The organism is Pseudoalteromonas sp. APC 3358 (genome assembly GCF_030408075.1).
GTDB lineage: Bacteria > Pseudomonadota > Gammaproteobacteria > Enterobacterales > Alteromonadaceae > Pseudoalteromonas > Pseudoalteromonas arctica.
In genome coordinates this window covers 74,329-94,792 of record NZ_JASDCE010000016.1, presented here as the reverse complement: position 1 = coordinate 94,792, position 20,464 = coordinate 74,329, and the positions used below count along the sequence as shown (strand labels likewise).

The following is a 20,464-nucleotide window of genomic DNA, read 5'->3' as shown; positions in this document are numbered from 1 at the left end:
ATAAATGGTCTAATCCCATTTAATTACATCTGTGCTTGCCTTGATGAACTGTGCCAGCCTGAGCCCGATATCGACAGCTTGTTACCCTGGAATTTTAAAACATAGGTGTAGTTCGCTAGACGCTCACAATTAAGCGGAGAGCTGTATGCGCTGAAAGGTGCACGTACGGTTCGGAGAGGAGAGGCAGAAAAATAGTTCGACTACGTTCTGCCTCTTACTCTACTAAGAACCTATGAAGGTTTTTTATATGTGGCAACAGTAATGGATTTATTCTCTCGGTGTATTGTGGGTTGGTCGATGGATAAAAATATGGATAAGCACCTTGTTATAAAGGCACTGTTGATGGCTGTATATCAACGTCAACCGAAGGCAGACGTAATGGTGCATAGTGATCAAGGTAGTCAATACGGTAGCGCTGATTATCTCGCATTTATGAAAGAACATAATCTTGTGCCTTCAATGAGCCGCGCTGGGAACTGTCATGATAATGCGGTTGCTGAAAGCTTTTTTGCGACGATTAAAAAGCGAATAGTTAAGCGTAAGATATATTCGACACGGGAAGATGCGAAAGCTGAGATATTCAATTTTATAGAAATGTTTTACAATCCAAGAAAGCGGCATTCACACACAGGCGGTGTTTCACCTGCTAAGTTTGAGGAAGCGTACTATTCTGAGTTAAAAACTGTCTAGTGAAAGCTGGGAAGTCCAATAAGTGATCATTAACATCATAACCCTCGCGTTCTAGAAGGTCTTTTGACTTTAAGCCAAATGGGCAAATATGCTCATCTGTTGCCATTCTATAAAGCTCTGCTGATTTACTCATGTTTAGCTCCCTTTTACGTATTCTTATAAAATTTTACTTAGTATTAAAATCCGGTACAGCTCTAGATTGTGCTTGTTCCTGAGTTTCTGCTAGGCCATTTTTTTCTATATCGTTCAGTAACCACTGCATCTCTTTAATCTCACGACGCTGTGCTTCAATAATATTTGTTGCAAGCTCTTGGACGCGCTTGTCTTTGATATTAGCTCTATCACTAGTCAGTATAGCGATTGAATGATGCGTTATCATGGCTGACATCTAAGACTGATCGTTGACCGTTATTTGCGAACGTACTAAAAATAATGCGCCTACAAAGCTAATAATGCTGATCCCTAAAACTACGCTGTTTTTCTTTTTATCCTTATACATATTTAGCATAAACAACAGCATAACTACCGCCATTGCAGCCCCCATATAAATAGCCATATAGGTACGCGTTTCACTAAAAAACACATGGCTTAGCTGATAACTATTCAAATACATTAGTACAAACATGACTAATGTTGATGTGGCTATCATTAAGAAAAATTTTAAATACTGTGACATTACAATGGCTCCTTTTCAGTTGTTCAACTTGTATTTTATTTATACTAAGGGGTATTACTTACAATTTATAAGGCGTAAGCCCACTATATATTTAATCATCGCATTAATACTTACGGCTAATTCAATAACTATGCCATAAGAGTTAAAACTGCACTGCGTATTTGCTGATATGCTTATAAGTATGTTGCTGTGAATCTTGAGTAAGTACTTCAATATTATATTTATGAAAACGATTGCCCATCTCCATACCTGGCGTGCCAACAGGCATTGCCGGAACTGTCAGCCCGATCGTTTTCTGAGGGTGTTGTTCAGCTAAAAACTGCTTTATATATTTAGCTGGCACGTGCCCTTCAAAAACATACCCATCGGCTGAAACAGCGCTATGGCATGAGCGCATATTTGGCTTTATTTGATATTGAGCTTTAATTAGCCCCATATCAGCAACATCTATTGCTTTTGTTTTAATGCCACTTTCATTAATATGCTCAATCCATTTTTTACAGCACCCACAGTTTTTACTTTTATAAACTGTCAACTCAATCTCTGTTTTATCTTTTTCTATGGCCTCTTGGACTGGCAATACACTGTGTGGGTTTTCCATACTTTTTACTGATATAGACACCGCCAACATCACTGAAAGTGCAGTTGTTATGTACGTTAATCGCATGTTACTTCCTTAATTTGACCAATGAATATGTGTGATTTTCCAGCCATTGCGGGTCTTTTTTAGAGTCATTGACTCCATACCCGTTGTGTTAATGGCTTTACCTTTGTAGCTGCCCATCGTTTCACTTCGCGAAATGGAGTAAGCGATATCACCACTTATATAAACCTGATGTTCTAATAGTTTGCTATTAACCGAACTGAGGTATTTCATATCCGCTAGCATGTGGTGATTTGCATATTCATCGGCAGAACGCTCAACGCCTCCGCCTTCAAAAATAATGACGTTATCAGCTAATAATGAGCGAGCTTTTTTTTGATCACTTTGATTTAATGCTTGGTGAAAGGCACTTACTGCTTGCGCAGCTGGGGTATCGGTACCAACAAATAACACACGCTCATTTGCATGTTCCTCATTCTTGTGTGCGCTTACAGCTAGTGAGTTCAATGCGCCAAAAAGTAATAGCGATGTTATGATTATTTTTGCAGAGTTATTAAACATGTTGCTCTCTTTTTATTAAATTAATTTGGGGGACCAACAAGTGTGGTGAACACGCTTGTTGTAATAAGTACAAAAGCAGCTATCAGCATTTCTACACTGATGGAACGTTTTAGTGTACCTACATGCTGTTTTTGGGTGATTCTCGGAACTAAAATTAGTTTGTGCCAAGCCCCCATCATAAGCATCGCGCTCACTAGTAGCAGTTTTAGCAAAATTAATTGCCCATAACTTGACGTGAACAGCGCTGATAACGAATGCAGGTAATTAAGCAAAAGCGCTAAACCTGAAATAAGCAGCACAAATACAACGATGATGGCTAAGTGCCCAAACAGGTGCATTACCTTCTTAACTTCATGAACAGATAATATGGTACAGCTTTTATATAGTGGCCACAGTGACCCCACCCAACTTGCTATTGCAATAAGGTGAAAGGTTAAAATACTTTTCACTAACCCATTTTCATTTGCACTGTGCCCAGTAAAAGTGAAGCTATAAGCGATAAACCCAAGCATGATTAGTATAACGGCACCGTTTTTATAACCTGCTACGTTATCATCTGATTTCACATTCCACATACATGCGCTAATTAGAGCAATAATAAGCGCTGGTATTCTAAACGTTGCTTGGTCACCTATGACTGATTGCCAAACAATTTCAAGCATAAAGGGGTCAAACATTCCCATAAAGCCTGATTCAGCCATTGCTCCAGCTTCTATTGGTACTTGTAAAAGTGCAGCAATACTACCTGTAACCACACACGTAATTTGCCAACGTTTTAAGAACTGATAAAAACTAATTAAGTGATGCCCTGCAACATTGCTGTTGCCACACATAAAGCGCATTAATAAAGTGCCCGCAAGCCCTGCAATTGCGATATAGCTTGCTAGTTTTAATAAGAGTAAGAGTACTGACCATTCACTTAATTGCATTATGTTGCTACTTAATGATTATGTTTGCTGTGGGTATTAGATTGCTCTTGCATCATCTTATGCGATTCACTTTTGTGTACCATAAATCTAAACGTGTCGGTCATTTTATGTCCATCACCACCCAGTGCTGTCCATTTAACCGTGTAAGTCCCTTGGGCTAAGCTCGGTAATGACCAACTAAAGTCTATGCTTGGGGTGGAGCTTGGTTTGAAATCAAAGTTTATTGAGTTATTTTTTTCATCTTTGATGATGACTTTTGCTAGCCTTACTTCACCACCAAAAGTTAACGAAAGTTGCTCTGGGCTTTTCATTAACATGGCTTCTTGCGCAGGTGTTGATTGCTTGAGTGATATATGCGCTGATGCGGAAAATGTAAGTACTAAACCTAAAATAGCTACTGCAGAATTAAAAAACTTCATAATTACCTCTTATTTAAAATGATTAAAACCAAAATTTAATACCCGCAACAAATGCGGTGTTGTTGCTACTTTGTCCACTTGATGTGGCATAGTCGGCGGTATTGCCAAATTTATTGCTCCATTCAACGCCAATATAGGGCGCAAACTGGCGTGTAAATTCATAACGAACCCTAAAGCCAATCGCGCTGCTTGATAGGCCACTTCCAAGTTCGTTTTGTTTATCGTTTTTGCCATAAAGTGTAATTTCGGCTCGCGGTTGTATAATTAGCTTTTGCGTGAGTAATAGTTCGTACTCTGCCTCTAACGTAAATGCGGTATTGCCTCGCTCACCTACGTATGCTGTCATATCAAGTTCAAACCAATAAGGGGCTAAACCTTGTAAGCCAAAAGCCAACCATTGCCGATTTTCACCTTCTTTATTGTAATCAAGACGAACACCTGCTTGAGTATCCCAATATGCTGATACGGCGTGACCCCATAAAATATCGGTTTGGTTTTCTTCAATACTTCCTTCGCTGAAATCACCCTCGGTTTTAATTACCAATCGATCAAAGGTAGTGCCGTACCATGCTTGTAAGTCAAATACACCTGCGTTTGCTTGCTCGTTATATTCAAGACGATCGCCTAGTAATGCGTAAAATGGATGCTCATCAGCGAGTGTTAATCGCTCATTGCCCTCAAGCGCATATGGGCCTTCTGTTAAAGTTGTTCCCGCAGAGTAAGCATGGGGGTCTCTTGCATCTTTAGGTGCACTTCCTCCTTGTGGTTGCATCTTAGCGCTATTCATTTGTGCCATTTCACTTTGCGCTAATAAAGGGAAACTAATTAATGAAGCCCCTGTTAACATTAATAAACCTAATGATTTAGATAGTTTTAATTGTTTCATGATACGACTACCTCTCTAAACATACCGGCATCCATATGGAATAATAAATGGCAATGCCAAGCCCAGCGACCTACATCGTGAGGGGTGGTTAAAAAGCTGATTCTTTGTGCGGGTTGAACAGGTATCGTATGACGTCGCACTTGCACATCACCTTGCTCGTTTTCTAAATCACTCCACATACCATGCAAATGCATAGGGTGCGTCATCATGGTATCGTTTTGTAAAATAACTCTTAAACGTTGGTTATGCTTCATATGCACTGGCGTGCTTTTACCAAATTCTAAGCCATCAAATGACCAGCTATAACGCTCCATGTTTCCGGTTAAATGCAGCTCAATTTCAGCTTCTGGCTCTTGCTGGTTAGTGATCCCTTCAAGTGAGTGTAAATCTGCAAGTGTTAAAACACGACGACCATTTTTACGTAAACCAATACCAGGATCATCAAGATTTGTTCTCGGCATATCAACGCGCATATCAACTGAAGCTCCATACTCCGTTTTTGCATGACGCACTTTAGAGCTGGCAACCGCTAATGGGTTTTCAGACATACCATGTTTGCTATGATCCATCGCCATTGCACCGTGCCCCATAGCGCTATGATCCATTTCTTTAGAGTTCATATCTGACATGCCTGCCATACCAGCCATTGCAGAATGCTCACCGCCGTGGGTCATATTGCCCATCATATCGGTCATCGTTAACCATTCAACAGGGTCAAGTGCAGGTACTGGCGCATCAATATTAGGCGAGCTTGATAAAGTTCCTTTTGCGTAACCAGAGCGATCCATACTTTGAGCAAAAATCGTATAGGCATCATTTTTAGGCTCAACAATTACGTCGTAGGTTTCACCAGGGCCGAATCTAAATTCATCAACTGTCACTGGTTCAACGTTTTGCCCATCTGCTTGTACAACCGTTAGTTTTAACTCGGGGATACGCACGTCAAAAAAGCTATTACTAGAGCCATTAATAAACCTTAACCTAAGCTTTTCACCGACTTTAAATAATCCACGCCAGTTTGCCATTGGAGTACTACCGTTCATTAAAAAAGTCATTGCTGATGCAGATAAATCAGCTAAATCTGTAGGATTCATTCGCATCTGATTCCACATTTTTCGGCGCTGTAGAGCATTTGAAATACTGCTGCTTGAAACGTCATCGAAAAACTCTGGGACAGTGGGTTGATTGAAGTTAAATACATCACTCTGTACTTTTAATTTACGGAACAGCGCCATTGGGTCATCATCAGTCCAATCAGATAATTGAATAACATGCTCGTTATTTGCACTAATAATATCGTTTTCTCGCGGTTCAATAATTAATGCACCGTACATGCCTGTCATTTCTTGAAAGCCGCTATGTGAGTGATACCAATATGTACCGCTTTGTTGCAGTTTAAATTTATAAACAAAGGTTTCGCCCGGCATAATGCCTTTAAAGCTGATACCTGGTACGCCATCCATTTGATACGGTAAAATAATGCCATGCCAATGAATTGAACTCGGTACTGATAACTTATTTGTTACTCTAATAGTAACGTCATCGCCTTCTTTGAGGCGCAAGGTAGGAGCGGGTATAGATCCATTGATAGTTGTCGCCATACGTACTACGCCAGTAAAGTTAACCGGCGATTCATCTATAACCAGATCAATTACTTCGCCGCTAAGTTCGGGTACAGTGCCTGTTATTGTTCCTGCTACTAAAGATGATGCAGCATGTAATACACTCGGAAAAGCAGCAAGTACACCTCCTGCAATTAAGCCTTGAACAAATCGTCTTCGTGGTGTGCTAACCTGTTGTGATGACTTTTTAAACCCCATTTCCTTACTCCTTCATAGCAGAATATGTATTGAGTATAGAAAATAGACCTGTCTTCAACATGACGCGAACATTACAAAGTTGTAATCTTGGTGTCATGTTGCTGTAGTGACAGATACTGCATAATATTTGCAGAGGTAGTTGTTAGGACTTTAATGAAGGAATTGTATGCGCTTATTAGTTGTTGAAGATGAAGCAAAAACGGGAGATTATTTAAAACAGGGACTAAGTGAAGCTGGTTTTCAGGTTTCTTTGGCGCGCAATGGTCTTGACGGTCATCACCTAGCAATGACCGAATTATTTGATGTAATAATACTTGATGTCATGTTACCTGACGTATCCGGTTGGAAAATTTTACAGTCGCTACGTGAAGCAGATAACAAAACCCCAGTACTATTTTTATCTGCTCGCGATAGCATAGACGATAGAGTAAAGGGGCTCGAACTTGGTGCTGATGACTATTTAATAAAGCCTTTTGCTTTTGCTGAAGTTTTAGCAAGAGTACGCACTCTTATTCGCCGTGGTGCAGTACAAACAGTTGACGATATACTGATAGTTGCTGATTTAGAAATGGATATTCCAAAGCGAAAAATACAACGTGCAGGCAAGCGTATTTTATTGAGTAATAAAGAGTTTAGCTTACTTGAACTATTGTTACGGCGCGAAGGTGAAGTACTGCCACGTTCGTTAATTGCTTCTCAAGTATGGGATATGAATTTTGATAGCGACACCAATGTGATTGATGTTGCCATTCGTAGGCTAAGAGCAAAAGTTGATGATGACTTTACTGTTAAATTAATTCATACAGTTCGTGGTATGGGCTATAAATTAGAGGTTGAAACTGATGGCTATTAAGTCACGGCCTTTATCACTTACGATGCGTGTTGTGTTGTTTGTGGCTGTAACCGTTATTGCGTGCTTAACTTTAGTTGCCACCTTAATAAATAGTTCGATAAAACATCATTTTTTCCAGCAAGATAGTAGTGAACTGCATGTTATTAATCAATCTATTGAATTAGTTTTAACACAACACTATAAATCAAACCTGAAACTTAAAAATGAATTATCTAACGCTGTAGCGGGTCATCACGGTGTTTACTATCAGGTAAATACCGCAAAAGGAGATCTCATTTTTCAAAGCTCTGAACGAGATTTTAGTGATTTTGTAATGAGTGCTAAGGCTTCAACTGGCTTTAACCGTAACAACATTACCTCATGGCAAAATGATACCCACACCTACCGAGCTCTGGTGAGTAATTTAAGTACTGGGCAACAGCAATACAAAATTACTACAGCGATAGACATGAGCTTTCATTTACACTTTCTCAATCAATTTCAGCAAAGCCTTTGGGTTATTATGTTTGGCTCAGCGGTACTCATTTTATTGGTGGCTTGGTTTGCTATACATCAAGGATTAAACCCTTTACGAGGTTTAAGTCAGAAAATACACGATATCCAAACTAATAAAATGGATGTAAGGCTCGATGAAAATAAAGTGCCTATTGAGCTTGTTAATATGGTGCAGTCGTTTAACTCAATGCTCGACAGGCTCCAGGGTGAATTTATTCGCTTATCAAATTTTTCTAGTGATATTGCTCATGAACTACGAACTCCACTCACAAATATAGTTACTCAAACACAGGTTGGATTATCTAAAAAAAGGCAGTTGGAAGAGTATCAAGAATTATTGTTTTCTAACTTAGAAGAACTTGAGCGATTAACTAAAATGGTTAGTGATATGCTTTGGCTCGCAAAAACTCAAAATGGGCTAATTAAACCCGTTCAGAACACTCTAAAAAGCCATGAAGAAATTGAAGCGCTGTTTGAATATTTTGATGCTTTAGCTGAAGAATCATCGCTGATACTTAATAAAGCAGGTGAAAACATCAGTTTTTATTGTGATAAACTACATTTTCGTCAATTGTTATCAAACCTGTTATCGAATGCTATAAGATATGCACCGAAGGGGTCATCAATTACGGTAAGTAGTGAAATAACATCTGTTGAAAAAGTATGTATCTGTGTGAGTAATACCGGCGAGAAAATACCTTCTGCACATTTACCTTATTTATTTGACCGCTTTTATCGACCAGATAAGTCTCGGCAACGCCATAGTGATGGAGCCGGTTTAGGGCTTGCAATAGTTAAAGCTCTAGCGCAAGCAAACAGTGGTGATGTAGAGGTCAGTTCAAATAATCAAACTACCAGCTTTAAAGTTTTTTTTAATTTAGCTAAAAGCTAATTATTAAAATTAATAACTCAATGTTTGCTCTCAGCATTTTGGCGAAGTTTAACTAAGTGTTGTGAGTTAAAGCACTCGATTCAGTACACTGATTAAATCGTTTCACAGGTGTTTCGTAGTCTAAGAAGAGCAATTTAGGTACTTCGCTATTTCTCTGAATGATTTACCTGCTGCTACGTAAGCGTATAGCTAACGACACCTAGCCTTGCTTAATATTCCAAGGTAGCAGTGGCTCAAGGTTACTTGGCTGCTCTGCAATATGTTGCAAGCACATTGAGATGTAGTCATGCACTACAAGATCATTTGCCTTTGCGGTTTCAACAAGACTATAGAGTATGGCGCTGGCATGCGCGCCATTACTGGTATTTGAGAACAGCCATAAAACCGCCCTATTACGAACGGTTTTATGGCTCGCTCTGCTCGGTTATTATCAATACTGAGCCTGCCATCATCGAGGTAACGCCTGAATTTCTCAAACTGGTTTATCGCATAGGTAATTGCTTTCCCTAGCGCCATTTGGGGAGGGATTTTATCTTTGTGTTTGAGTAACCATTGATACAATTCATCAACGATTGGTTTGGCTTTTTGCTGCCTAACGGTGAATTTTTCACTGACCGATTTACCTTTGATGGCTTGCTCAATACCATAGAGTTTGCGAATAAGGTTAAGTGCTACATCCGCTTTAACGGTTTTTTTATTATTGCCTTTGGCCTCGATGAACTTACGGCGTATATGAGCTAAGCACGCAACCAGTGTTGCCTTCGTTTGCTCGTATGCTTTGTAGCCGTCAACGTGCATGTAGCCTTGATAACCGTCAAGAAAACCAACTACACAGTGGGCCGCGCGACTATTATGATAATCAAACAGGACAATATTAGTGTCTTTACCCGGCTTATCATCGCCACAACAGTACAGCCACATATAGCTGGTCGCTTTCTCTGCGTTAATAACGTTTAACGAGGTTTCATCGCCATGAATAACTGCTTGAGATAACAAGATTTCTTTTAAACGCTGATAGAGCGGTGACAACAATTCAGCACAGCGTAACATCCAGCTCGACATGGTTTGCCTGCTCAACTCAATACCGATATCAGAAAATAACGTTTCTTGGCGATAAAGCGGCAAGCCAAACTGGTATTTACACATGATTATTTGGCTCAGTAAACTGGGCGTGGCGATACTTTTTGGAATAGGTGTTGCGGGCATTTTTGCCGTTTTCACTACACTTTCAATCCCTTCACGCTCACAGTGACGGCACGTATATTTAGGGCGAATAGTTTTGACAACCTTGATATGCGCTGGCACAAATTCGAGTGTTTCACTGCTGCTTTCACCCATTTTGTGAAGTGGGCTTTGACAGCAATCACACACTTTTTCATCCTCATCAAGGTCAACAACCACCTCGACTCGTGGTAACTGTGCTGGCAGTGGCCGGCGTTTCGGTTTGGCTTTTTCTTTCTTTACTAAGGGCGATGTGGCCAATAGCGCTTTATCATGTTCATCAAGAATGTTTTCTGCTTCATTGAAGCGCTCTCCAGCACCGGGCATCTTTTCAGATTTCTTCGCATACTCTTTGGCAAGCTTCGCGTTATAAGCTTGCAGTAATTCGTGAATTTGCGCATCTTTTTCAGCAACGACCTAGAACAACTCAAGCACCATGCGCTTGAGTTGTTCTAGGTCGTCAGGAAGTAAGTGTGCATCAATTTTCATGTTCGCAATTTAACAGAATTTGACGTTGTTTTCTTGTTTGACGCAAAGATAAAGCAGGCGGTGTGGCAACGATCATTTACTGTCAATATGATCGATTGATACTGCAATTCTTCATGACCAAGCACATCATATCCCGACAACAACCAATCCAATTGCCCAGGACTGAGTTCAAATTCTTGCAAACTGACTTTACTTGGCCATTTGAACTTTTGTTTTTCTAAACGCTTGTACCACAAAGCAAACCCCGTTTTATCCCAGTAAACCAGCTTGAGTTTATCTTTCGATTTATTGCAGAACAAAAATAATGCGCCAGTGTAAGCGTCACGTTCAAGCTCGCTTTCAACGAGTGCGACCAGACCATCAATGGACTTTCGAAAATCCACGGCGTCACGATGCAAGTAAATACGCGCGGGTTCAACAAACATTTTCATAAGGCAAGCTCACGCAACAATTGACTCAAATAAGCGACAGGCATTGTGGGTGGGAAGCTAATTTTCACGCTGCCGATAGTAAGCATGATCGGCAGTTGCTGTTCAGTGGGGGCGACGTGTTTAGTGACTTTTGCTTGAACAAAACGACTGGATTCAGTATTAAGCTTACTTCGTGCCGCATAAAAGCTTGTTTTAGATAAGGCATGTTGCTGGCAAAACTCAGTAATAGTTAAATCGCTGGCTTGTTGTTCTTCGATAATGTTACGCCACTGCTCAAGGCTACGTGTTTTTCTCATGGCTATCTCCTAATTGAAATTAAGAAATAGCTTAATCGGTTTGACGAATTACTGGCAGGTGCACTTTGCTAGACGCTTACACCTAAACCGAAAGAAATATCCGAACTGTCTTCACTAGAAAAATGAAGCGCACCAACAGTTGAATACTCCATCACCTTGAGTAAATCTGATATGGAAGGATAAGGAATGTTATGTATTCTAGATAATACCTTTTTACCCCATGAGTCCGGTAAAATATCATCAATGAATCCTAGGGCGGATTTATCACAATATAACTTAAAAACATTTGATGTCAGATGTAAGGTAGATGGATCTATAGGGTGTTTAACCTTTGAGAGATAATCCTTGTGGTACGCAAATTCAACACTATCTACTTGCTTTCTAGTGTTCTCTATTACCCCTGCAATACCACAACGGATAATGTCACCGGATGGTAGTTTGAATCGAACTTTGAATATGTTACTTACCACGTTGTAACCTTATCAATAATATTGAGTTCAAGTTCATTGTTGAGAAATAATTCTTCGAGGTATTTCTTACGGCCAAGAATAGTTAGTACCTTGCAGACTGTTCCCCACGCAACCCCTTCTTTTCCAGCTTCAAGGTTTTGAATCGTAGTGAGGCCAACACCTACTCTAGCGGCAAAGGTCTTTTGGGTATCATTGGGGAATTTTCTTTTTCGGAGGGTTTGTATTTCCTTCCCTTTTTTTAAAAACCAATCATTATCCATAAGCCTTACCAATTATAATACCTGTTATAGCAGGTATTATATATCATTAATTCAATTAACACCTGTTATTTCAGGTATTAATTTTTGATTGTAATTAATGTTTTTAATAATTAAAGCTACCAAACATCTTGAATTATAGTGCCTCTCAAAAATTCATGCGCATTAAAATTTATTCCAGTCTGTTAATGATCCTATAGGCAACGGGGGACTTATTACACTTTAAGCCCTATATTCCTGTTAAGGGGTTAATTCATTTTTATTATCATACATCAATAAATTGTATAAAAAACAGGCTTAATAGTAATTTCGAGGGGATGGGCACAAAACCCCATTCAGCTGGAATTAGAAATGCCTTTAGGCAAGGCATTGATTGAAGAGAATGGTTATTCCCTTCTCAAAATCAATAAAGCAACATAAAGCATTTCTAAACCAGCCCTTGTTAACACTGGTCTAATACCGCCACTATTTGCCGAATTTACCAATAAACAGATCTTTCCCTATCAGAAATTAATCCCCTCAAATGATCTTGCTTAGTAGAATTTTTTGGATAAAAGATGTTCGACAAACAGGCAAAATTGCATTTGAAAACCATTAAACAGATAAGTTGAATTTAGTAAATCACAATATATAAGCAAGACAGGAATTTATAAAAATATATTGTGTACGGTCACATTAAATAATCCGTATCATTATTTATAAATACGGCTCCTGGTCATTAGCTCACGGCTGGCGCATTTTAATCCCAGGTTCTAACAGGGTTGAACGATAATCATCGTCTAGCCCTGCCATTTTCTTTTTCCTCGCCATACTTACTGATTTAGTTGTATCTCGCTTAAATAACGCCATGGCTATTTTTCTCATGACGTTAAACACAAGCGGTCCTTGCTTCTTACGTATTCTCGATTCATCTTCCCTAAAATTCATATCCAACATCCAATGCATACTTTCAACCTGCCAGTGGCTACGTACCGCATTGAGCGATTGCTCTGCATCTAGTGCCAACGAACTAATATACCAACGGGTTTCTATAGTGTCTGTACCCGCCGATTTATCGTGAACTTGTGCGGTGACTTGAATAACACTCTTTAAACCATACCATTGGTAAGTTTTGCCTAACCAACTTTTATCAATAAGTAATTGCTGACAAGTTCTTGTTTCAATGCGCCCATGCCCTGAGCTGATTTCGGCATGTTTATCATAGTTACTCTTGGTTAATCCTTCGCGCTCATTCTTATGCCACCAAGCTTATAATTCAATCTGCATACCCGAGTGGTTGCCCTTTAGCGCCAGAATATAATCCGCTTTCTGCTTAATTATTTGTTTAGCAATTTCTTGTTGGCACCCCATTGCATCAAGCGTGATAATACTATTTTCAATATCCAACAGGGTAAGTAATTCAGGAATTGCGGTGATTTCATTTGTTTTGCTATCAACGGCTGTTTGCCCTAACACTAATTGGTGTTGGCAGCTCCATGCGCTGACGGTATGTAAGGCACTTTTTCTATCTTTGGTTGTAAATGAACGACGTGCTGTTTTTCCATCAATGGCAATGATATCAGCACCAGTGGTTTCAATAAGTGATGATATCCAAGATTGAAATGAATGCTCTATTTCATCTGATTTTAACCGACAAATGACACGGGCAATGGTGTCGTGTCTTGGGATACCCTCTTTGAAAGCGCCATATTTTTTTAACCAATCAAGTTTTAGATGCCCAAAATCTTCAATATCCTCCCATCCTTCTGCGCCGGAGAGTACAGCACTAATGGCTAAGAGGAGAATATCGATAAGTTCATGCTTTTTACAGCGTTCAATGCGAGGATCGGTAATTGAATCAAAGTGTTTCAGAAAAGTAGCGCTCATATTAAGTGACCAAGGTGATTATAATGCCTTGATCTGATCGCTACTTGTTCTAGAAGTTCAATTTATAATGATCTTGCCGTGGATTGTCCTGTATAAACTACTTAATTTGATTGACTTGAGTGGGTTTCTTGACTACCATGTTTTTTAAAATTTTGATGTTAGAGTAAAAATGAAAAATACTTGGATTAGTTTGTTAGTAGTACTATCGATTGCATTGCAGTCGTTTGCTTCTGTGGCTAATTCAAATGAAAGTCATCAGATTGACTCTCTACATATTCAAACAGAACATTCCCATGATAGTGATGATATTGAACTTTTCGATGAATCATCTGACACTGAACATAATATTAAAGATTGCCATCATTGTGGTCACTGTCAAGGCACTCACACACAGTGGGTTGCCAGTAATAAATCTACACTACAGACCCCTAAACTTATTATTACAAATCAATATTTTTATGCTGATCATGTAGATAAAATATTCACTGAAGAACCTATACGCCCTCCAATCGTTTAATTTAGTTTTAAAGCTATATTCGTAACAAATTTATTCTTAACTAGCGCTTAATGTAGCCTAGTTGGTTTAGTTGCGGCATTTTATTATTAAATTAAGAGATTATTATGAAATTTTTCTCAGCAAAATCTGCTGGAATCGCATTATTTATCGGCTTTTCAGCAAGTTTATCTGTTAGTAGCTTCGCTTTTGCTAAGCCAACGCTATCGAGTGACTGGCTCGATCGGCAAATCAATAAACACCCTGATATTGTCTCAGCACGTGAACTCATGAATGCTGAATTTTCCAAAGCACAGGGCAGTAAGTTACCACTTTACAACCCAGAACTATCGACAGGTTACGAGCGTGAAGGTGACGGAAATAATTACAATATTGGTATTAGCCAAACGATTGACTTGTGGGATAAGCAGGCTGTTAATGCTGCTATCGGCGATAAAATATTAACGGCGGCCAGTAAACAATTCACTTATGCGATAGAGCAGAAAAAAGCACAAGCCTTAAAAGCACTTATTAATTGGCAACTTGCCATGGATAAGTCGTCACTTGCTTTTGAACAAGAGCAACAGTTAGAAATCTTGCTTAAAATTGTAACTAAAAGGCAGAAAGCTGGCGATCTTGGTCAGGTTGATGCTGAGTTAACTTTCTTGAATTTGTCGCAAATGCTTAATAAAACGGCCCAAATACAAGCACAGTTAACACAAGCTCAAGCCAAAGTTAATGAGTTGTTGCCTGATTGGCGTCCTGATACACAAGCATATCCAGAGAAGGGCTTAGGCGTTACAAACTTTCAAGTAGCTGAGCAGTGGTTAACGCAGCACCCGCAAGTATTAGCCTCTCAAGCACTGTGGCAAATGCAAAAAAGTAAAGCTCAATATGCCATGCTTGAAACCAAAGCCGATCCTACCATTGGAATTAGTGCCGGAAAAAATGATGTCGATAATGTTGTCGGAGTTACTTTTTCTATGCCGTTAAATATTCGTAATGATTACCAAGCTAATGCCAAAGCACAAAACCAACAAGCTATCGCCGCAGAAGCAAATTTTCGTTCAGTAATGCGTAAGCAAAAGTATTTGATACAGGCAAGTACTGCCTCACTAATCTCTAATAAAAAATACCTTGGCCGTTGGCAACAGTTAATGCAAGGGCGCGGCGAACACAGCGCGCAGTTATTGCAAAAACAATGGCAAGTAGGTGATTTAAATACCTCGGATTATTTATTGGCATTACAACAAAGAGCGGAAGGTTTATACGCGGGCATTGAATTACAAGCCCAGTTCAAAATAAGCGAAGTGCAATGGCTACTCGATGTAGGCCAATTAAATGCGGCAACTAAGCTATTAAACTAAACCTATTATATCACTTTACGCGGCTTGATGAGCGTGAATTGTTACAGAATTTGGAATTAAAAATGAAAAATAAAATAACTGATAAAACATCTCATAAAATAGTGAAAAAAATAAAACTCATTACCCTAAGTAGTTTATTTACTGGCTTAGCTGTCGTGTCAACTACGGCATTATCATATAACGATGCCGCTCTAGAAAAAACGCCAGCAGTAGAGCAATCCATCGTATTAAAAACTGACCATGATCATGACTCTGAAAGTGAAGAAGTGCATGACGAAAGTGGTCATGAACATGGTAGTGATGAAAGCAAAGACGACCATGCTGCGGAGGAGAAATCTGATGACGGTCATGACCATGGTAGTGAAACAGCGAGTAAAGAAACAGCTGAAGAAGAACATGAAGAAGGCATAAGTTTTAGTCCAGAAAAAATGGCACTCGCCAATATCAAAGTGACTAACTTAAAGCCGGCAATTTTTGCTAAAAGTATCTATGCACCAGGAGAAATAAAAGCGAACGGTTATACCAGTTACATTGTCTCTTCACGTACTGAATCGGTAGTGATCAGTCGTCATGCTATTTTAGGTGAACATGTGACTAAGGGTCAGTCTTTAGTTACCTTATTTAGTGAATCAATGGCCGAAGCACAAGCACAATATCGTGTTGCTTACAGTGAGTGGCAACGAACTAAAAAATTGGGCCTTGGCACCGTCAGTGAAAGCCGCCTATTAGCCAGTGAAACAGATTACATTTCAGCTTATGGTCGATTAACTGCCTTTGGTTTAACCAAAGCAGCCATTAAAGATATTGTAAAAAACAACTCATCAAATCTTGGTGAATATACCTTAGTCGCTCAGCGCTCTGGTGTGGTTTTAAGTGATGATTTCTCTCAAGGACAACGTGTGCCTGCCGGTGAAAAAATCATGGTATTGGCTGATGAAAAAGACTTATGGGTTGAAGCGCGTGTTTCGCCAAATAAAAAATTAAGTCTTCCTATTGGCACCATTGCAAAAGTTGAGTTTGCCGGGCAAGTGCATGTTGCCAAGGTCATTCAAGAAGCACATACCATTGATCCAAGTACGCGTACCCGAATCGTTAGACTGTCGGTTGAAAATACTGATGACAGTTTGCATTCAGGCATGTTTGTTAATGTAAATTTTCAGTTTGATACGCAAAGCCCTGTAATAGCAGTACCAGAAACAGCATTAATGCGTGGTGCCGATGGTGATTGGACGGTATTTGTTGAAGACCATTCTGGTGAATTTAAAGCCGTTGAAGTTGAATTAGGTCAGCCATTAGGCAATTACCGTCAAATTATCGGTATTGAGCCTAATACCCGTGTGGTAACAAAAGGTGCCTTTTTTGTTGCGTCAGAAATAGCAAAAGGCGGATTTGATCCGCACGGCCACTAGGGGAATAAGATTATGTTTAATAAAATGATTGATTGGTCGATCAATAATCGACTCTTAGTAATTATCGCCCTAATTGCTACTATGGCAGGCTCTGTTATGGTGATCCCAAAACTAAATTTAGATGCTTTTCCTGATGTAACCAATGTTCAGGTAGCGGTTAATACTGAAGCACCGGGCTTAGCCGCTGAAGAAGTAGAGCAGTTAATAACCTATCCCATTGAAGCAGTAATGTATGCGTTGCCTGATGTAGAGCAAGTACGCTCTATTTCAAAAACGGGTTTATCGGGTGTTACTGTTGTCTTTAAAGGAGGCACAGACATCTACTTTGCTCGCCAGTTAGTATTTGAGCGTTTACAAGCGGCAAAAGAGTTAATTCCGCAAGGCGTGGGCACACCAGCAATGGGACCTAACACCTCAGGTTTGGGTCAAGTTTTTCAGTATTTGTTAATTGCAGATAAAGATTCTGGTTATGATTCTATGACCTTAAGGAGCTTGAACGATTGGATAGTAAAGTTATTGGTTATGCCGGTAGATGGTGTTACCGACGTCTTATCTTTTGGCGGCAACGTCAGACAGTATCAAGTCAACATTGAGCCAAGTAAATTATTATCATATGAGTTAACGCAAGACGATATTGTTACTGCACTCGATAACAACAATGCCAATGTTGGCGGTTGGTACATGAACCGTGGACAAGAGCAATTAGTTATTCGTGGCACAGGTTGGTTTAATAGTGGCGAAGCAGGTTTAACTGATATTAGACAAGTACCGGTTAAAACGGTTGATGGTACTGTGGTGACTATCGAAGATGTAGCCAAGGTTTCGCTGGGTAGTGAAATACGCCAAGGCGCAGTTACTATGACGCGCAGAGATGCACAGGGTAACATTGAAAACTTAGGTGAAGTGGTTTCAGGTATCGTATTGAAACGTATGGGCGCAAATACTAAAGCGACAATCGACGGTATAAGTGCACGTATTCCAATGATCAACCAAGCACTACCTGAAGGCGTACGTTTTGAACCTTTCTACGATCAGGCAGATTTAATTACTAAAGCAGTTGATACTGTAGTGCAAGCATTAGCGCTGGCATTTATATTTATCGCTATCGTACTTGCTCTGTTTTTAATGAACTTACGCGCAACCTTTTTAGTGTTAATTTCAATTCCTATTTCAATCGCTATCGCCTTAATGGTGATGTCTTGGATAGGTTTATCGGCAAACTTAATGTCGTTAGGTGGTATCGCTGTTGCTATTGGTATGTTGGTTGATGGCTCTGTTGTGATGGTTGAAAACATGTTCAAACACCTTAATAGACCTGATTCAACACATTACAAAAATGCGCAAGCGAGAACGTTAGGCACAGATGCTGATCCCCACGATGTAGAACATGATAAAGAAGGCATTCCTCTACGATTAAAAGAAGCAGGAAAAGAAGTTGCACGCCCGGTATTTTTTGCTGCCTCTATTATTTTAGTGGTATTTACACCGTTATTTAGCTTTGAAGGAGTGGAAGCTAAATTGTTCCAGCCGATGGCTATCAGTATTATTTTAGCGGTTATTTCGGCTATTTTAGTGGCACTGTTTGTGGTTCCAGCCTTAGCAACCTTTATGTTTAATAAAGGCGTTAAAGAAAGAGAAAGTTTTGTCTTAAAACCATTAGATAAGCTTTATCGAAAAGGCCTCAAAGCCGCGATGAAACACACGAAAGTAGTTATTATTGCTTCATTATTGTTACTTGTGGGTGCAGCATCTTTAATACCTCAAATAGGGACTGAATTTGTACCAGAATTAGAAGAGGGTACCATTAACCTAAGAGCAACATTAGCGCCATCAGCAAGTTTAGAAACAGCCTTGTCGGTTGCTCCAATTCTTGAAGAAAAGTTAATGGAGTTCCCCGAAGTTGAATATACCCTAAGTCGAATTGGACGTGCTGAAATCGGCGGTGATCCTGAACCAGTTAATAACATCGAAATTTACATTGGCTTAAAACCTGTTTCAGAATGGACAAGTGCCAAAAATCGCGTTGAATTACAAGGTTTAATGGAAGAGAAACTTGAGCAATTCCCAGGGTTATTACTTAACTTTTCACAGCCCATAGCGACTCGTGTAGATGAATTACTGTCAGGAGTTAAAGCGCAACTTGCCATTAAATTGTTTGGACCAGAATTAGATATGTTGGCGAGCAAAGGTCAAGAAATTGAAGCGGCAATCAAACAAATTGATGGCGCAAGAGATGTAGCCTTAGAGCAAATCGCTGGTGAAGCACAGTTAGTGATTAAACCGAAAAGACAGCAATTGTCACGTTTTGGTTTGTCAGTTGGCGATGTCATGGAAGTGGTTAAAAACGGTATCGGTGGCGTTAGCGCTGGCCAAATAATCAATGGTAATGAACGTTATGATATTTATGTTCGCATTGAAGAAAAATACCGTGATAACCAAGAAGCTATTGCAGATCTGAGAATACAATCACCTACGGGTGCTTGGGTACGTTTAGGCGATATTGCTACCGTCAGTTTTGAATCTGGCCCACCACAAGTGCGACGTGATGATGTACAGCGACGCGTGGTAATTCAAGCCAATGTTCAAGGTCGAGACATGGGAAGTGTTGTTAGCGACATTCGTGCAGTTATTGATAGCAAAGTAGATTTACCTGCAGGTTATTCTGTAGTGATTGGTGGTCAATTTGAAAACCAACAACGTGCGCAGCAGCGACTATCAGTGGTAGTGCCTCTATCATTGGCACTAATTGCCTTGCTACTTTATTTCGCCTTTGGCTCTGTTGGTCAAGCGATGCTTATTTTAGTGAATGTACCCTTGGCCGTTATAGGTGGTATTTTCTCACTGTATATTTCAGGTCAATACTTGTCAGTGCCAAGTTCAGTCGGCTTTATCACTTTGTTTGGTGTCGCCGTGCTTAATGGTGTAGTCATGGTAGAAAGCATTAACCAGCTGGTAAAAGATGGTATAGACACCTCAAAAGCTGTTTTTGATGGGGCAGTATCTCGTTTACGTCCAGTATTAATGACCGCCATTACTTCTGCGTTAGGTTTAATTCCAATGCTGATGTCCAATGGAGTTGGCGCTGAAATTCAACGACCACTGGCGAGTGTTATTGTTGGCGGTTTGGTTACTGCAACGTTACTCACCTTGTTTGTGTTACCGGTTTTATATGCTTGGTTCTCAAAAGCCAAAATCAAAGATCTTAGAGACTAACGCGCTAGATAACTTAGTGACTTACTCATTAACTTACAAATTAATAAAGTAAGTAACTAATTTGATAGCACTATAAATCGCTACTAGCTAAGCTCTTGTCAAAAGCAGGGCTTAGCCAGTCATTTTC

General features: G+C 39.7%; 16 protein-coding genes and 5 pseudogenes. 7 read left to right on the top strand and 14 right to left on the bottom strand.

Features of this window, described 5'->3' with window-relative positions; translation table 11 throughout:
• Positions 1 to 213: 213 nt before the first annotated feature.
• Positions 214 to 690: pseudogene (locus QL995_RS19490) on the top strand (IS3 family transposase); the annotation flags it as partial.
• A gap of 16 nt (positions 691 to 706) precedes the next feature.
• Here the strand turns inward: QL995_RS19490 and QL995_RS19485 are convergent.
• From QL995_RS19485 to QL995_RS19450, 8 genes and pseudogenes are all read right to left on the bottom strand, one after another.
• Positions 707 to 823 (bottom strand): annotated as a pseudogene (locus QL995_RS19485) (glutaredoxin family protein); the annotation flags it as partial.
• A 33-nt stretch (positions 824 to 856) separates the two neighbouring features.
• Positions 857 to 1,366 (bottom strand): annotated as a pseudogene (locus QL995_RS19480) (DUF305 domain-containing protein).
• Between the two features lie 142 nt (positions 1,367 to 1,508).
• Entirely contained in the window at positions 1,509 to 2,033 is a 525-nt protein-coding gene (locus QL995_RS19475; RefSeq protein WP_016900197.1) for a DUF411 domain-containing protein, read from the bottom strand.
• Positions 2,034 to 2,042: 9 nt separating this feature from the next.
• Complete coding sequence (locus QL995_RS19470; protein WP_002963268.1) at positions 2,043 to 2,531, bottom strand: nuclear transport factor 2 family protein; 489 nt, start codon at positions 2,529 to 2,531, stop codon at positions 2,043 to 2,045.
• A gap of 20 nt (positions 2,532 to 2,551) precedes the next feature.
• A complete protein-coding gene (locus tag QL995_RS19465) occupies positions 2,552 to 3,460 on the bottom strand; it encodes a CopD family protein (protein ID WP_200219618.1) in 909 nt (302 codons plus the stop codon).
• A gap of 11 nt (positions 3,461 to 3,471) precedes the next feature.
• Entirely contained in the window at positions 3,472 to 3,879 is a 408-nt protein-coding gene (locus tag QL995_RS19460; RefSeq protein WP_200219619.1) for a copper resistance CopC family protein, read from the bottom strand.
• A gap of 22 nt (positions 3,880 to 3,901) precedes the next feature.
• Complete coding sequence (locus QL995_RS19455; protein ID WP_010554095.1) at positions 3,902 to 4,765, bottom strand: copper resistance protein B; 864 nt, start codon at positions 4,763 to 4,765, stop codon at positions 3,902 to 3,904.
• Positions 4,762 to 6,585, bottom strand: coding sequence for a copper resistance system multicopper oxidase (locus QL995_RS19450; RefSeq protein ID WP_002963238.1), 1,824 nt, complete (start codon positions 6,583 to 6,585; stop codon positions 4,762 to 4,764). Before QL995_RS19450 ends, QL995_RS19455 begins: the two co-directional genes overlap by 4 nt.
• A 166-nt stretch (positions 6,586 to 6,751) precedes the next feature.
• Here QL995_RS19450 and QL995_RS19445 point away from each other — a divergent pair, with 166 nt between their 5' ends.
• Together QL995_RS19445 and QL995_RS19440 are read left to right on the top strand one after the other, a co-directional pair.
• Positions 6,752 to 7,438 carry a heavy metal response regulator transcription factor gene (locus QL995_RS19445; protein ID WP_002963239.1) on the top strand — a complete coding sequence of 229 codons (687 nt, stop codon included), beginning with the start codon at positions 6,752 to 6,754 and terminating at the stop codon, positions 7,436 to 7,438.
• Positions 7,428 to 8,825 (top strand): heavy metal sensor histidine kinase, encoded by a 1,398-nt coding sequence (locus QL995_RS19440; RefSeq protein ID WP_222714723.1) that lies wholly within the window; start codon positions 7,428 to 7,430, stop codon positions 8,823 to 8,825. The genes QL995_RS19445 and QL995_RS19440 overlap by 11 nt, the downstream gene beginning before the upstream one ends.
• Positions 8,826 to 9,024: 199 nt before the next feature.
• Here QL995_RS19440 and QL995_RS19435 read toward each other — a convergent pair.
• The 6 genes and pseudogenes from QL995_RS19435 to QL995_RS19410 form a co-directional block, all read right to left on the bottom strand.
• Positions 9,025 to 10,535: pseudogene (locus tag QL995_RS19435) on the bottom strand (IS66 family transposase).
• Positions 10,532 to 10,966, bottom strand: a complete 435-nt coding sequence (tnpB, locus tag QL995_RS19430; RefSeq protein ID WP_024596287.1) for an IS66 family insertion sequence element accessory protein TnpB — start codon at positions 10,964 to 10,966, stop codon at positions 10,532 to 10,534. Before tnpB ends, QL995_RS19435 begins: the two are co-directional and overlap by 4 nt.
• Positions 10,963 to 11,262 carry a hypothetical protein gene (locus QL995_RS19425; RefSeq protein WP_002963294.1) on the bottom strand — a complete coding sequence of 100 codons (300 nt, stop codon included), beginning with the start codon at positions 11,260 to 11,262 and terminating at the stop codon, positions 10,963 to 10,965. The genes tnpB and QL995_RS19425 overlap by 4 nt, the downstream gene beginning before the upstream one ends.
• Before the next feature lie 68 nt (positions 11,263 to 11,330).
• Positions 11,331 to 11,732: a HipA N-terminal domain-containing protein gene (locus QL995_RS19420; RefSeq protein ID WP_200219621.1), complete on the bottom strand. Its 402-nt coding sequence runs from the start codon at positions 11,730 to 11,732 to the stop codon at positions 11,331 to 11,333.
• Positions 11,726 to 11,992 (bottom strand): helix-turn-helix transcriptional regulator, encoded by a 267-nt coding sequence (locus QL995_RS19415; protein ID WP_024596285.1) that lies wholly within the window; start codon positions 11,990 to 11,992, stop codon positions 11,726 to 11,728. The genes QL995_RS19420 and QL995_RS19415 overlap by 7 nt, the downstream gene beginning before the upstream one ends.
• 720 nt (positions 11,993 to 12,712) lie before the next feature.
• Positions 12,713 to 13,855 (bottom strand): annotated as a pseudogene (locus QL995_RS19410) (ISAs1 family transposase).
• Between the two features lie 169 nt (positions 13,856 to 14,024).
• Here QL995_RS19410 and QL995_RS19405 point away from each other — a divergent pair.
• The 4 genes from QL995_RS19405 (at position 14,025) to QL995_RS19390 (ending at position 20,337) form a co-directional block, all read left to right on the top strand.
• The gene (locus QL995_RS19405; protein WP_010554760.1) at positions 14,025 to 14,372 is read left to right on the top strand and encodes a hypothetical protein; all 348 of its coding nucleotides are present in this window, start codon (positions 14,025 to 14,027) and stop codon (positions 14,370 to 14,372) included.
• A gap of 104 nt (positions 14,373 to 14,476) precedes the next feature.
• A complete protein-coding gene (locus tag QL995_RS19400) occupies positions 14,477 to 15,715 on the top strand; it encodes a TolC family protein (RefSeq protein ID WP_154904222.1) in 1,239 nt (412 codons plus the stop codon).
• Between the two features lie 62 nt (positions 15,716 to 15,777).
• Complete coding sequence (locus tag QL995_RS19395; RefSeq protein ID WP_154904221.1) at positions 15,778 to 17,124, top strand: efflux RND transporter periplasmic adaptor subunit; 1,347 nt, start codon at positions 15,778 to 15,780, stop codon at positions 17,122 to 17,124.
• Between the two features lie 12 nt (positions 17,125 to 17,136).
• A complete protein-coding gene (locus tag QL995_RS19390; protein WP_200219622.1) occupies positions 17,137 to 20,337 on the top strand; it encodes a CusA/CzcA family heavy metal efflux RND transporter in 3,201 nt (1,066 codons plus the stop codon).
• Positions 20,338 to 20,464: the final 127 nt, after the last annotated feature.

What these genes read in the sequence shown, in the direction of transcription:
- QL995_RS19475 (WP_016900197.1), bottom strand. Translation starts at nt 2,033, where the DNA reads ATGCGATTAACGTACATAACAACTGCACTTTCAGTGATGTTGGCGGTG.
- QL995_RS19470 (WP_002963268.1), bottom strand. Translation starts at nt 2,531, where the DNA reads ATGTTTAATAACTCTGCAAAAATAATCATAACATCGCTATTACTTTTT.
- QL995_RS19465 (WP_200219618.1), bottom strand. Translation starts at nt 3,460, where the DNA reads ATGCAATTAAGTGAATGGTCAGTACTCTTACTCTTATTAAAACTAGCA.
- QL995_RS19460 (WP_200219619.1), bottom strand. Translation starts at nt 3,879, where the DNA reads ATGAAGTTTTTTAATTCTGCAGTAGCTATTTTAGGTTTAGTACTTACA.
- QL995_RS19455 (WP_010554095.1), bottom strand. Translation starts at nt 4,765, where the DNA reads ATGAAACAATTAAAACTATCTAAATCATTAGGTTTATTAATGTTAACA.
- QL995_RS19450 (WP_002963238.1), bottom strand. Translation starts at nt 6,585, where the DNA reads ATGGGGTTTAAAAAGTCATCACAACAGGTTAGCACACCACGAAGACGA.
- QL995_RS19445 (WP_002963239.1), top strand. Translation starts at nt 6,752, where the DNA reads ATGCGCTTATTAGTTGTTGAAGATGAAGCAAAAACGGGAGATTATTTA.
- QL995_RS19440 (WP_222714723.1), top strand. Translation starts at nt 7,428, where the DNA reads ATGGCTATTAAGTCACGGCCTTTATCACTTACGATGCGTGTTGTGTTG.
- tnpB (WP_024596287.1), bottom strand. Translation starts at nt 10,966, where the DNA reads ATGAAAATGTTTGTTGAACCCGCGCGTATTTACTTGCATCGTGACGCC.
- QL995_RS19425 (WP_002963294.1), bottom strand. Translation starts at nt 11,262, where the DNA reads ATGAGAAAAACACGTAGCCTTGAGCAGTGGCGTAACATTATCGAAGAA.
- QL995_RS19415 (WP_024596285.1), bottom strand. Translation starts at nt 11,992, where the DNA reads ATGGATAATGATTGGTTTTTAAAAAAAGGGAAGGAAATACAAACCCTC.
- QL995_RS19405 (WP_010554760.1), top strand. Translation starts at nt 14,025, where the DNA reads ATGAAAAATACTTGGATTAGTTTGTTAGTAGTACTATCGATTGCATTG.
- QL995_RS19400 (WP_154904222.1), top strand. Translation starts at nt 14,477, where the DNA reads ATGAAATTTTTCTCAGCAAAATCTGCTGGAATCGCATTATTTATCGGC.
- QL995_RS19395 (WP_154904221.1), top strand. Translation starts at nt 15,778, where the DNA reads ATGAAAAATAAAATAACTGATAAAACATCTCATAAAATAGTGAAAAAA.
- QL995_RS19390 (WP_200219622.1), top strand. Translation starts at nt 17,137, where the DNA reads ATGTTTAATAAAATGATTGATTGGTCGATCAATAATCGACTCTTAGTA.